Genomic DNA, 12531 nt, shown 5'->3' with positions numbered 1-12531 from the left:
TTCTGTTTGCGAGAATAGACTCACATTACAACAGGAAATTTATTGCGGAAATTGATATATTCACAACGTCACGTTGCAATTTCTGCAACGTAAAACCGTGAGGTGAAATCGGTGGATTTACGCGATCTGAAAACCTTCCTGCATCTGGCAGAAAGCCGCCACTTTGGCCGCAGCGCGCGGGCGATGCACGTCAGCCCCTCCACGCTTTCCCGGCAAATTCAGCGGCTGGAAGAGGACCTCGGTCAGGCGCTGTTTGTGCGTGATAACCGCACGGTCACACTGACCGAAGCAGGGGAAGAACTGCGGGTATTTGCCCAGCAAACGTTGTTGCAGTATCAGCAACTGCGCCACACCCTCGATCAGCAAGGACCATCACTTTCTGGTGAACTGCACATTTTCTGCTCGGTGACCGCGGCGTACAGCCACCTGCCGCCGATCCTCGACCGCTTCCGCGCCGAGCATCCCTCCGTCGAAATTAAGCTCACCACCGGCGACGCCGCCGATGCGATGGACAAAGTGGTCACCGGCGAGGCCGATCTGGCGATTGCCGGTAAGCCGGAAACGCTGCCCGGTGCGGTGGCGTTTTCCATGCTGGAGAATCTGGCAGTGGTGCTGATCGCCCCGGCGCTGCCCTGCCCGGTGCGCAATCAGGTGTCGGTCGATAAGCCCGACTGGTCGACGGTGCCGTTTATCATGGCCGACCAGGGGCCGGTACGCCGTCGCATTGAGCTGTGGTTCCGTCGCCACAAAATCAGTAACCCGCAGATTTACGCCACCGTCGGCGGTCATGAGGCGATGGTCTCAATGGTGGCGCTCGGCTGCGGCGTGGCGCTGCTGCCGGAAGTTGTGCTGGAAAACAGCCCGGAACCGGTGCGCAATCGCGTGATGATTTTAGAGCGTAGCGACGAAAAAACGCCGTTTGAACTGGGCGTCTGCGCGCCGAAAAAGCGGCTGCATGAGCCGCTGATCGATGCCTTCTGGAAGATTGTGCTGGAACGCAAAATCGCCGAGTAGCGCCAGCGTCTGGCCTAAAATCAGTGGTAGATTCAGTATTGGCACTCCTTTTCTGTATAATGTCCCGTGCCATAATAGATGTGGGGGGCTTGTTAACCATGCCGTTAAGCAAGCCAGAACAGACGGTGTCATTGCGCACTTGACAGCGAAAATACAAACTTAATTAGCCATCATTATGATAATCAAACCAAAAATTCGTGGATTCATCTGTACAACGACCCATCCGACTGGCTGCAAAGTCAATGTGGAAAAACAGATCGAGTACGTTAAGCAAAACGGGAAAATTGAGAACGGCCCTTCCCGCGTGCTGGTGATCGGTGCTTCCACCGGTTACGGCCTGGCATCCAGAATTTCCGCCGCCTTTGGCAGCGGTGCCGCCACTATCGGCGTATTTTTCGAAAAACCGGGCACGGAAACCAAACCTGGTTCCGCGGGCTGGTATAACTCTGCCGCCTTCGATGAAGCTGCTAAGCGTGAAGGCCTGTACTCCAAAAGCATCAACGGCGACGCGTTCTCCGATGAGTGCCGCGACGAAGTGATCAAACTGATCAAAGAAGACCTGGGTCAGATTGATTTAGTGGTTTACTCACTGGCGTCCCCGGTGCGTAAAATGCCGAAAACCGGCGAAATCGTCCGTTCTGCGCTGAAGCCAATCGGCGAGGTTTATACCTCTAAAGCGATTGATACCAACAAAGATCAGATCATCACCGCCAGCATTGAGCCGGCCACCGAAGAAGAAGTTCAGAACACCGTTACCGTTATGGGCGGCGAAGACTGGGAACTGTGGATGGGCGCGCTGAGCGAAGCGGGCGTGCTGGCTGACGGCGTGAAAACCGTGGCTTACTCCTACATCGGTACCGACCTGACCTGGCCAATCTACTGGCACGGCGCGCTGGGCAAAGCGAAAGAAGACCTCGACCGCGCGGCAGGTGAACTGCGTAAGCAGCTGGCACCGCTCAACGGCTCCGCGAACGTTGCCGTCCTGAAATCCGTTATCACCCAGGCCTCTTCTGCTATTCCGGTGATGCCGCTGTACATTTCCATGGTCTTCAAGCTGATGAAAGAACAGGGAATTCACGAAGGTTGTATCGAGCAGATCAACCGTCTGATGACCACCAGCCTGTACGGCGATAAAGTGGCGCTGGATGACAACCAGCGTATCCGTATGGATGACTGGGAACTGCGTGACGATATTCAGCAGGCGTGCCGTGACCTGTGGCCGCTGATCACCACCGAAAACCTGGCGCAAGAAACTGACTATGCAGGTTACAAGCAGGAATTCCTGAACCTGTTCGGTTTTGCCCTCGACGGTGTGGATTACGACGCGGACGTGAACACTGAAGTCGAATTCGAAGTCATCACGCTGTAACCATCTGATTCAGATGTAAAAAAGGGTTCATATCTCCATGAACCCTTTTTTTATGGCCGCCGTTAGCCCGCCAGGAAGAACCTGAACGCCGGGTTATTGGTCTCGTCGTGGCACTCATACCCCAATTCGTTGAGCCGGGTTTCGAAGTCCGGTTCGTTATCGCCCAGCTCAAACGCCGCCAGTACACGGCCATAGTCGGTACCGTGGCTACGGTAGTGGAACAGGGAAATATTCCAGTGCGTACCCAGGGTGTAGAGGAACTTCAGCAGCGCACCCGGCGATTCCGGGAACTCAAAGCTGTAGAGGCGCTCTTGCAACGGCTTAGACGGACGGCCGCCGACCATATAGCGCACGTGCAGCTTGGCCATTTCATCGTCTGACAGATCCACCACGCTGTAACCGCCGTCTTTGAGTAGGCTAAGGATTTCCTTACGCTCCTCGACGCCGCGGCTCAGCCGCACGCCCACGAAGATGCAGGCATCTTTGGCGTCAGCAAAGCGATAGTTGAACTCGGTCACCGAACGCCCGCCCAGCAGCTGGCAGAACTTCAGGAAGCTGCCCTTCTCTTCCGGGATCGTCACCGCCAGCAACGCTTCGCGTTGTTCGCCCAGCTCGCAGCGTTCGGAAACGTAGCGCAGGCCGTGGAAGTTCACGTTAGCACCGGACAGCACATGCGCCAGACGTTCGCCGCGAATGTTGTGCTGGGCGATATATTTTTTCATCCCCGCCAGCGCCAGCGCCCCGGAAGGCTCCGCCACCGCGCGTACATCTTCAAACAGGTCTTTCATCGCCGCACAGATAGCGTCGCTATCGACGGTAATAATGTCATCGAGATATTCCTGGCACAGGCGGAAGGTTTCATCGCCGATGCGTTTTACCGCGACACCTTCAGCAAAGAGACCGACGCGTGGCAGATCCACCGGATGACCGGCATCCAGCGCCGCTTTCAGGCAGGCTGAATCTTCCGCTTCGACGGCGATCACTTTGATCTGCGGCATCAGCTGTTTAATCAGCACCGCCACGCCCGCCGCTAACCCGCCACCGCCCACCGGCACAAAGACGCGGTCAAGGTGAGCATCCTGCTGAAGTAACTCCAGCGCCAGCGTGCCCTGCCCGGCAATCACCATCGGATGATCAAACGGCGGTACCCAAGTAAAGCCCTGCTGCTGGGAAAGCTCAATCGCTTTGGCTTTGGCTTCATCAAAATTCGCGCCGTGCAACAGCACTTCACCGCCGAAACCGCGAACGGCGTCGACTTTGATATCAGCGGTCGCCACCGGCATCACAATCAGTGCCTTCACGCCTAATCGCGCAGAGGAGAAAGCCACGCCCTGGGCGTGATTACCTGCAGATGCGGTAATGACGCCATGCGCTTTTTGCTCTTCAGTCAGGCCCGCCATCATGGCGTAGGCCCCGCGCAGCTTAAAGCTGTGAACAGGTTGCCTGTCTTCGCGCTTCACCAGAATCACGTTGTCGAGGCGCGAAGAGAGTTTTTCCATTTTTTGTAGCGGCGTTACCTGCGCCGCTTCGTAAACCGGCGCACGCAGCACCGCTCTGAGATACTCGGCTCCCTCAGGGGCGCCGGACAAGGGTTGTGAATCCGCCATGGTCATTAACCCCCCAGTTTCGATTTATCGCGCACCGCGCCTTTGTCGGCGCTGGTTGCCAGACTGGCATAGGCACGAAGGGCAAAGGAGACCTGACGCTCGCGGTTTTTCGGCGTCCACGCCTGGTCGCCGCGGGCTTCCTGGGCTTCACGACGGGCGGCGATTTCCGCCTCGCTCAGCTGAAGCTGAATACCGCGATTCGGGATATCGATAGCGATCATGTCACCGTCTTCGATGATCGCGATGTTGCCGCCGCTCGCCGCTTCCGGGGAAACGTGGCCGATAGACAGGCCGGAGGTACCGCCGGAGAAGCGACCATCGGTGATCAGCGCACAGGCTTTACCCAGCCCCATCGATTTCAGGAAGGTGGTTGGGTAGAGCATTTCCTGCATGCCCGGCCCGCCTTTCGGCCCTTCGTAGCGAATCACCACCACGTCGCCTTCGACCACTTTACCGCCGAGGATCGCTTCAACCGCTTCGTCCTGGCTTTCGTAGACTTTCGCCGGGCCGGTAAATTTGAGAATGCTGTCGTCAACGCCGGCGGTTTTCACGATGCAGCCGTTTTCCGCGAAGTTGCCGTACAGTACCGCCAGACCGCCATCCTTGCTGTAAGCGTGCTCCAGCGAGCGAATACAGCCTTCGGCGCGATCGTCATCCAGCGTATCCCAACGACAATCCTGCGAGAACGCCTGGGTGGTGCGGATGCCCGCCGGACCAGCACGGAACATTTTTTTGACCGCTTCATCCTGAGTGACAGCGATGTCGTACTGTTCCAGCGTCTGCGGCAGAGAGAGACCAAGGACGTTTTTCACGTTGCGGTTCAGCAGCCCAGCACGATCCAGCTCGCCTAAAATACCCAAGACGCCGCCGGCGCGGTGAACGTCTTCCATATGGTATTTCTGCGTGCTTGGCGCCACTTTACACAGCTGCGGCACCTTGCGGGACAACTTGTCGATATCACTCATTGTGAAGTCGATTTCTGCTTCCTGCGCCGCCGCCAGCAGATGCAGAACGGTGTTAGTGGAACCGCCCATGGCGATATCCAGCGTCATGGCGTTCTCAAACGCCGCTTTACTGGCAATGTTACGCGGCAGCGCGGAAGCATCATCCTGCTCGTAATAACGTTTGGTCAGCTCAACGATGCGTTGACCAGCGGTGAGGAACAGCTCTTTACGGTCAGCGTGGGTCGCCAGCAGCGAGCCGTTGCCCGGCTGCGACAGGCCCAGCGCTTCGGTCAGACAGTTCATCGAGTTGGCGGTGAACATCCCGGAGCAGGAGCCGCAGGTTGGGCAGGCGGAACGTTCAACCTGCTCACTCTGCGAGTCGGAGACTTTCGGGTCCGCGCCCTGAATCATCGCGTCAACCAGGTCGAGCTTGATGATCTTGTCGGAAAGTTTGGTTTTCCCGGCTTCCATCGGGCCACCGGAAACGAAGATCACCGGAATATTCAGGCGCAGCGAGGCCATTAACATCCCGGGGGTGATTTTGTCACAGTTGGAGATGCAGACCATCGCGTCGGCACAGTGGGCGTTGACCATGTACTCAACGGAGTCAGCGATCAGCTCGCGGGACGGCAGTGAATAAAGCATGCCCCCGTGGCCCATAGCGATACCGTCATCCACCGCGATGGTGTTGAACTCTTTCGCCACGCCGCCTGAGGCTTCGATTTGTTCGGCAACCAGCTTACCAAGATCGCGCAGGTGGACGTGACCCGGCACGAACTGGGTAAAGGAGTTCACGACAGCGATAATCGGCTTGCCGAAATCGGCGTCGGTCATCCCGGTGGCGCGCCACAGTGCGCGGGCGCCCGCCATATTGCGGCCGTGAGTGGTGGTGGCTGAACGATACTTAGGCATGCTTGATTAACTCCCGTCTGTCTTTCCCCTGCATACTTCACGCCGCAGGTGCGTTGGCTGCCTCGCTCACCCCAGCCACTTACTACAGTAAGCTCCTGGGACTTGCTGCGTTGCCGTCTTCCTGCAACGTGAATTATTTTAGGGAAATATTAATATTGTTATTGGTTTACTGAATCCAACCAGCCGTATTTGTCTTCCGTTTCACCGGTGAAGAGGCCAAAGAAGGCCTGCTGGATGCGTTTGGTGACCGGGCCGCAGCGGCCTTCGCCCACCTGAATACCATCGACGCTGCGTACTGGCGTGATTTCCGCCGCGGTACCGGACATAAACACTTCGTCGGCCAGGTACAGCGATTCACGGGACAGCACCTGCTCACGTACTTCGATATCAAGATCTTTCGCCAGTTTAATGATGGCATCACGGGTGATACCCGGCAGCGCGGAAGAGGTAAATGGCGGGGTAAACAGAATGCCATCTTTGACTTCAAACAGGTTTTCACCCGCACCTTCGGAGATGTAGCCATTCACGTCCAGCGCAATACCTTCCTGATAACCATGACGACGCGCTTCGCTACCCACCAGCAGCGAAGACAGATAGTTACCGCCCGCTTTAGCAGCAGTAGGGATGGTGTTCGGCGCCACGCGGTTCCAGGAAGAAACCATCGCATCGATCCCTTGTTCCAGCGCTTCTGCGCCGAGGTATGCCCCCCACGGGAACGCGGCGATGATCACATCAGTGGTGTAGCCCGCTGGCGGGTTAACACCCATCCCGACATCGCCCACAAATACCAGCGGACGAATATAGGCGCTGGTCAGGTTGTTTTTGCGGATCACTTCGCGGCAGGCTTCCATCAGTTCATCAACGCTCTGAGAGACCGGAAAACGGTAGATCTTGGCTGAATCACGCAGACGCTGCATATGTTCACGATGACGGAACACCACCGGCCCTTTGTGAGAATCGTAGCAACGGATACCTTCAAATACAGAAGTACCGTAGTGCAGAGCGTGGGACATCACGTGGACCTTCGCGTCTTCCCAACGAATCATCTCGCCATTAGACCAAATGTAATCAGCTTTTTTCGTCGTCATTTTTCTTCCTTTTGCGCTCAGGCGCGGATTTGTTGTGATGTGGTTGTGCTCTGGCAGATAGCAACATGTGCAACGTCTACCAGCTTAATTAACTGACTAAACAGTAAGTCGACCGACCGGGGGCTGGCAACGGTCAATTCGATATTTATATTCTGCGCATCGCTGGCGGCTGCCATGTTCATGGAGCACACCTGAAAACCACGATGGCGTACCACGCGTAAAACACGTTCTAAGGTTTCCGGATTGAAACGAGCCTCAACGGCGACCTGATGATGCATCATGATAATTTCTCCAGCATTTCTGAGTTGCTGGCGCCAGGCGGCACCAGAGGCCAGACATTCTCAAGTTCGTCGATTGAGACATGAAGCAGGTATGGCCCCTCGCTGTTCAGCATGGTGTCGAGTGCCGCTTCAACCTGGTCTTTACGGGTGATGTGCTGGCCAGGTATGCCGAAGGCGCTGGCCAACATGAGGAAATCGGGGTTATCGGTAAGGGTGGTTTCGCTATAACGTTCCTGGAAAAACAGTTGCTGCCATTGTCGCACCATGCCTAAGCGCTGGTTGTCGAGTAAGACTATCTTCAGCGGTAACTGCTTACGCTTCACGGTGCCCAGCTCTTGCACATTCATCATGAAAGAGCCGTCACCGGAGATACAGATAACCGTATCGTTCGGGCGCGCGACCTGGGCACCCACGGCGGCAGGCAGGCCAAAGCCCATCGTACCCAAACCGCTGGAGGTGATGAAATTTTCCGGGCGGGTATAGGTCATATGCTGTGCTGACCACATCTGATGCTGACCAACATCAGTCGTCACCACGCTATCTGCAGGTTTGCGTTCTGACAGCTGTTTTAACAACAGCGGCGCGTAGATAGCGTCACCCGGATGATCATAACGCCAGGCATGTTCTGCGCGCAGCTCTGCACAGGACTGACGCCATGCGTCAATCTTCAGCGGTTGTTGTAATGCCGGCAACAGCGAATTTAAATCGCCCTGCAACGCGACGTGTGCCTGACGTAGTTTGTTCATTTCCGCCGGGTCGATATCCATATGGATAACGCTGGCGTTAGGAGCGAAAGTATTCAGCTTACCGGTTACCCGGTCATCAAAACGTGCGCCCACTGCGATCAGTAAATCACTTTCTTGCACCGCGAAATTCGCCGCTTTAGTACCGTGCATTCCCAGCATGCCCAAATAGTACGGGTAGTCAGCGTTTACTGCGCCCAGGCCTTTCAGCGTGCAGGCAACTGGCATTTGGGTAAGCGCAATAAACTCACGCAGGGCAGAGACCGCCTGCGCCATACCCACGCCACCACCTACGTACAGGATGGGTTTTTGCGCCTGAGCCAGCATTTTACGCGCCTGCTCAACGTCAGCATGCGGGATAGTCTCTACGTTTCCGACGGTCGTGAAATACGGTTCCAGCGTACCGCTGGCTAACTGGATGTCTTTCGGGATATCGACCAGAACGGGGCCCGGACGACCAGAGTTCGCCACGTCGAAAGCTTCTGCCATGATGCGCGGCAGTTCCTCCAGTGACTGCACCAGGAAACTGTGTTTGGTGCAAGACAGAGACATACCGAGAACGTCCACTTCCTGGAACGCATCCGTTCCGATGAAAGGTGATGCAACCTGGCCGGTGATCGCCACAACGGGAACAGAATCTAACAGGGCATCGGCAAGGCCGGTGATCAGGTTGGTAGCACCAGGGCCTGAAGTGGCGATACACACGCCGGTTTTACCGGTCGCACGGGCATAGCCAATCGCCGCCATCGCTGCGCCCTGCTCGTGTCGACACAAAAGGTGTTCTACGCCGCCGTCATATAACGCATCATAAACCGGCATGATTGCGCCACCGGGATAACCAAAGACGGTTTGAACCCCTTGTGCACGCAACGCATGTACCACCCACTGTGCCCCATTCATAGTTACATCCCCGCCGTAAATCTTGAGAAACAGAATTTTATGCTGATATTCACTTTCTGCTCCTCGTGTATGTTTTTAAGGTCAAAAAAAACCCCCGGACCTTTCGGTGCGGGGGTCTTAGTTCGTTAAGGCTTGTTTTCTAAGCCTTTCCTCGTCCAAGTGCAGCCCCGCACGGTGGGATAATAATCACCACCACGCTAATCACGACCAGGCTAATCACTCGTAGAAGGGCTGTCATTTTTATATTTTCTTGCATCTTGTTCGAAGGAATACCTAAAGAGTTACCATAGAATTTGCAAATAACACAAGAATTTTTTTTATTCGTTTTTCTGACTCCGGTAACGGTTTTGATAAATCGCCTTGTTTTCTATATAAAAAATTAAAAAATGAAAATATTTCACGTTTCAGGTCACTCTTGAGCACACACTCCCCCCCAGCGACACCTTACAAATACGTTTGCGAGCGTTATTCCTGGTTTCATGCAAAAGATTTAATTTGCAAAAAAATACGTGAATCAGCATCTAAAAGCCGCAATCAAGTTAAATCTTGCCGCGATACATTGCCGCATAATGCCTTCATCAGGAGGGGTTATGTCACTATCGATTGTTCACACCCGCGCTGCGCTTGGCGTGAATGCGCCAGCCATTACCATTGAGGTACATATCAGCAATGGTCTGCCTGGTTTAACCATGGTGGGATTGCCAGAAACTACGGTGAAAGAGGCTCGCGATCGGGTTCGTAGTGCGATTATTAATAGTGGTTATGAATTCCCGGCCAAGAAGATAACCATTAACCTCGCTCCTGCCGATCTTCCCAAAGAAGGAGGACGATATGATTTACCTATCGCAGTGGCGCTTCTGGCCGCTTCTGAGCAGCTTACAGCCCATAATCTCGATACCTACGAGCTGGTAGGTGAATTAGCGCTTACAGGCACGCTACGCGGCGTTCCAGGAGCGATTTCAAGCGCAACCGAAGCAATACGCGCAGGCAGGAGAATTATTCTCGCAAAAGAGAATGCCGCTGAAGTCGGACTAATACATGGTGAAGGGTGTCTGATTGCCGATCACCTACAGTCCGTATGCGCATTTCTCGAAGGGAAGCATGATTTAGACAGACCGTTATCTGCAGACTTCACGCCAGAGCCATTAGCCGATGATCTGAGCGATGTCATCGGTCAGGAACAAGGCAAACGCGGGCTGGAGCTCACTGCGGCTGGCGGTCACAACCTGCTGCTTATCGGCCCTCCGGGGACGGGAAAGACCATGCTGGCCAGTCGCCTCAGAGGGCTGCTTCCGCCTCTTAGCAACGATGAGGCACTGGAAAGTGCTGCGATACTCAGCCTGGTCAATTCCGCTACGATACAAAAACAGTGGAAGCAGCGCCCTTTTCGCTCACCGCATCACAGTGCCTCGTTAACCGCTATGGTAGGCGGTGGGTCTATTCCTGCGCCGGGAGAGATCTCTCTGGCGCATAACGGCATACTATTTCTGGACGAATTACCTGAGTTTGAGCGGCGCACGTTGGATGCCCTGCGTGAACCTATCGAGTCCGGGCAAATCCATTTATCCCGCACTCGGGCTAAAATAACCTACCCTGCGCGCTTTCAACTCATTGCTGCAATGAATCCCAGCCCAACGGGTCATTATCAGGGGAACCATAACCGCTGCACCCCAGAACAAACGCTGCGTTACCTCAACCGATTATCAGGACCGTTTCTTGACCGTTTCGATCTCTCCCTCGAAATCCCTTTGCCTCCGCCCGGCATACTCAGCCAGAGCGCAGTGAAAGGGGAAGATAGCGCCACGGTGAAGCAACGCGTTATCGCCGCACAAGAGCGTCAGTATCGGCGACAAAATAAGTTAAACGCGCATCTGGGCAGTCAGGATATACATGAATATTGCCAACTTCGCAGTGATGATGCGCAGTGGCTTGAAGAGGCATTGGCACATCTCGGATTATCTATCCGCGCGTGGCTGCGATTGATAAAGGTCGCCCGAACCATTGCGGATCTCGAGCAATGTGACCATATTACCCGTCAGCATTTGCAGGAGGCCATTGGGTATAGGGCGATCGACAGGTTACTCATTCATTTGCAGAAACTACTGACATAAAAAAAGGGCTTTCGCCCTTTTTTATTAATCATCAGATTCGGTGTAGTCTTCTGCACCTTCCACCTGAGGTTTCCCACCAGACAGCGTGTGGAAACGTTTTGGACGCTTAATACGCGTCATATACTTAGACCACACGCGTTCAGCTTCGGTAACCGGTTCACGTTCACCACGGCATACCGCAACAAACAGTTTTTCTTCTTCCGTTACCGGCTCACGTTTGCCCAGATCCAGCTCGTTGAAAGCATAACCGTGACGCTCAAGCAGTTGTGCTTCTTTAATGGTGAAATCACCATGACGGGAGAATCCACGGGGATAATATTTATTGTCGAAATATCGATTAGTCGTCGTAAAGCTTTCCGCCATCCTGCACGCTCCTAATTCTTTGGCCGAGCTATTTATGGCGCGGAGTATTAGTTACGCTTGACAGAGCGTCAAACAAAAGATTTAAATCATCACGACAAATAATTTTATGGAGCGAGTTGTGGATACGGAATTGTTAAAAACTTTCCTGGAGGTTAGCCGGACACGCCACTTTGGCAGGGCTGCTGAAGCGCTCTATCTGACCCAATCAGCGGTTAGTTTTCGGATCAGACAACTGGAAAATCAATTGGGTGTAAATCTGTTCACCCGACACAGAAACAATATCCGTTTAACCGCGGCGGGTGAGAAATTATTACCTTACGCTGAAACGCTGATGAATACGTGGCAAGCAGCACGCAAGGAGGTTGCGAATACCTCGCGGCATAACGAGTTTTCAATTGGTGCCAGCGCATCCCTTTGGGAATGTATGCTTAATGACTGGTTGAGGCGTTTGTATCAGTCACAGGAGCCACAAACCAGCCTGCAGTTTGAAGCGAGAATCGCTCAACGACAGTCGTTAGTAAAGCAGCTACATGAACGACAGCTTGATCTACTGATCACCACCGAAACGCCCAAAATGGACGAATTTAGCAGCCAACTGTTGGGATATTTCACGCTGGCGCTCTATTGCAGTTCACCTTCGCAAACCAAAGATGAACTGAATTACCTACGCCTGGAATGGGGACCCGATTTTCAACAACACGAAGCGGGACTGATCGCGGGAGATGAAGTGCCGGTACTGACCACCAGTTCAGCAGAACTGGCCAGGCAGCAACTTTCTGTCCTTAAGGGCTTTAGTTGGTTGCCCGTTAACTGGGCTAAAACAAAAAACGATCTACACACGGTTACCGACAGCATAACGCTGTCACGCCCTTTATATGCAGTCTGGCTGCAAAACAGCGACAAGCATGCACTTATTTGCGATCTGCTAAGAACAAGTATTCTGGAAGATTAGAAAGCACTGGCAAGGATGCCAGAAGTAATACAGCAGAAAGGAATAGCTCAAATTGCAGATAAAAAAAATCCTTAGCAAGAATGCTAAGGATTGTTTCTGGCAGGGGCGGAGAGACTCGAACTCGCGACACCCGGTTTTGGAGACCGGTGCTCTACCAACTGAGCTACGCCCCTAAATTTTTTTATCATTAAGCCTGCTTAGTAGCAGGCTTAATTTTCTAATAAGTGGCGGAACGGACGGGACTCGA

Annotated in this window: 11 protein-coding genes and 1 tRNA gene; 4 read left to right on the top strand and 8 right to left on the bottom strand. The window is 54.0% G+C overall.

Going from position 1 to position 12531, the window contains the following annotated elements; genetic code table 11:
- The first annotated feature begins 111 nt into the window (after window positions 1–111).
- Window positions 112–1014 carry an HTH-type transcriptional activator IlvY gene (gene ilvY / locus FDW92_RS01430; RefSeq protein ID WP_038634600.1) on the top strand — a complete coding sequence of 301 codons (903 nt, stop codon included), beginning with the start codon at window positions 112–114 and terminating at the stop codon, window positions 1012–1014.
- A 175-nt stretch (window positions 1015–1189) separates the two neighbouring features.
- Window positions 1190–2383, top strand: a complete 1194-nt coding sequence (gene fabV / locus FDW92_RS01425; RefSeq protein ID WP_042314082.1) for an enoyl-ACP reductase FabV — start codon at window positions 1190–1192, stop codon at window positions 2381–2383.
- Between the two features lie 62 nt (window positions 2384–2445).
- Here the strand turns inward: fabV and ilvA are convergent, their stop codons facing one another.
- The 6 genes from ilvA to ilvL form a co-directional block, all read right to left on the bottom strand.
- Entirely contained in the window at window positions 2446–3990 is a 1545-nt protein-coding gene (gene ilvA / locus FDW92_RS01420; RefSeq protein WP_042314101.1) for a threonine ammonia-lyase, biosynthetic, read from the bottom strand.
- A 5-nt stretch (window positions 3991–3995) separates the two neighbouring features.
- Window positions 3996–5846, bottom strand: a complete 1851-nt coding sequence (gene ilvD, locus FDW92_RS01415) for a dihydroxy-acid dehydratase (RefSeq protein ID WP_042314084.1) — start codon at window positions 5844–5846, stop codon at window positions 3996–3998.
- A 158-nt stretch (window positions 5847–6004) separates the two neighbouring features.
- Window positions 6005–6934 (bottom strand): branched-chain amino acid transaminase, encoded by a 930-nt coding sequence (locus FDW92_RS01410; RefSeq protein ID WP_003829030.1) that lies wholly within the window; start codon window positions 6932–6934, stop codon window positions 6005–6007.
- A gap of 17 nt (window positions 6935–6951) precedes the next feature.
- Complete coding sequence (gene ilvM, locus FDW92_RS01405; RefSeq protein ID WP_042314087.1) at window positions 6952–7215, bottom strand: acetolactate synthase 2 small subunit; 264 nt, start codon at window positions 7213–7215, stop codon at window positions 6952–6954.
- On the bottom strand, window positions 7212–8858 hold the full coding sequence (ilvG, locus tag FDW92_RS01400) for an acetolactate synthase 2 catalytic subunit (protein WP_042314090.1): 1647 nt from the start codon (window positions 8856–8858) through the stop codon (window positions 7212–7214). The genes ilvM and ilvG overlap by 4 nt, the downstream gene beginning before the upstream one ends.
- 139 nt (window positions 8859–8997) lie before the next feature.
- Window positions 8998–9096, bottom strand: coding sequence for an ilv operon leader peptide (ilvL, locus tag FDW92_RS01395; RefSeq protein ID WP_001311244.1), 99 nt, complete (start codon window positions 9094–9096; stop codon window positions 8998–9000).
- Window positions 9097–9448: 352 nt separating this feature from the next.
- Between ilvL and FDW92_RS01390 the strand changes: the two genes are divergently transcribed.
- On the top strand, window positions 9449–10969 hold the full coding sequence (locus tag FDW92_RS01390) for a YifB family Mg chelatase-like AAA ATPase (RefSeq protein ID WP_042314091.1): 1521 nt from the start codon (window positions 9449–9451) through the stop codon (window positions 10967–10969).
- Window positions 10970–10993: 24 nt separating this feature from the next.
- Here FDW92_RS01390 and maoP read toward each other — a convergent pair whose 3' ends face one another.
- Entirely contained in the window at window positions 10994–11332 is a 339-nt protein-coding gene (gene maoP / locus FDW92_RS01385) for a macrodomain Ori organization protein MaoP (protein WP_003018025.1), read from the bottom strand.
- Window positions 11333–11438: 106 nt separating this feature from the next.
- Here maoP and hdfR point away from each other — a divergent pair, with 106 nt between their 5' ends.
- Window positions 11439–12284 carry an HTH-type transcriptional regulator HdfR gene (hdfR, locus tag FDW92_RS01380; protein ID WP_094300995.1) on the top strand — a complete coding sequence of 282 codons (846 nt, stop codon included), beginning with the start codon at window positions 11439–11441 and terminating at the stop codon, window positions 12282–12284.
- Window positions 12285–12381: 97 nt separating this feature from the next.
- On the opposite strand, the gene FDW92_RS01375 is transcribed toward hdfR, so the two are convergent.
- Window positions 12382–12457: transfer RNA gene (locus FDW92_RS01375), tRNA-Trp, on the bottom strand.
- Between the last annotated feature and the right edge of the window lie 74 nt (window positions 12458–12531).

It is taken from the genome of Citrobacter sp. wls706 (assembly GCF_005281305.1).
GTDB classification, from domain to species: domain Bacteria; phylum Pseudomonadota; class Gammaproteobacteria; order Enterobacterales; family Enterobacteriaceae; genus Citrobacter; species Citrobacter werkmanii.
The sequence above is the reverse complement of the archived record's forward strand: the minus strand, read 5'-3'. Positions and strand labels throughout refer to the sequence as shown.

What these genes read in the sequence shown, in the direction of transcription:
- fabV (WP_042314082.1), top strand. Translation starts at nt 1,190, where the DNA reads ATGATAATCAAACCAAAAATTCGTGGATTCATCTGTACAACGACCCAT.
- ilvA (WP_042314101.1), bottom strand. Translation starts at nt 3,990, where the DNA reads ATGGCGGATTCACAACCCTTGTCCGGCGCCCCTGAGGGAGCCGAGTAT.
- ilvD (WP_042314084.1), bottom strand. Translation starts at nt 5,846, where the DNA reads ATGCCTAAGTATCGTTCAGCCACCACCACTCACGGCCGCAATATGGCG.
- FDW92_RS01410 (WP_003829030.1), bottom strand. Translation starts at nt 6,934, where the DNA reads ATGACGACGAAAAAAGCTGATTACATTTGGTCTAATGGCGAGATGATT.
- ilvM (WP_042314087.1), bottom strand. Translation starts at nt 7,215, where the DNA reads ATGATGCATCATCAGGTCGCCGTTGAGGCTCGTTTCAATCCGGAAACC.
- ilvG (WP_042314090.1), bottom strand. Translation starts at nt 8,858, where the DNA reads ATGAATGGGGCACAGTGGGTGGTACATGCGTTGCGTGCACAAGGGGTT.
- ilvL (WP_001311244.1), bottom strand. Translation starts at nt 9,096, where the DNA reads ATGACAGCCCTTCTACGAGTGATTAGCCTGGTCGTGATTAGCGTGGTG.
- FDW92_RS01390 (WP_042314091.1), top strand. Translation starts at nt 9,449, where the DNA reads ATGTCACTATCGATTGTTCACACCCGCGCTGCGCTTGGCGTGAATGCG.
- maoP (WP_003018025.1), bottom strand. Translation starts at nt 11,332, where the DNA reads ATGGCGGAAAGCTTTACGACGACTAATCGATATTTCGACAATAAATAT.
- hdfR (WP_094300995.1), top strand. Translation starts at nt 11,439, where the DNA reads ATGGAGCGAGTTGTGGATACGGAATTGTTAAAAACTTTCCTGGAGGTT.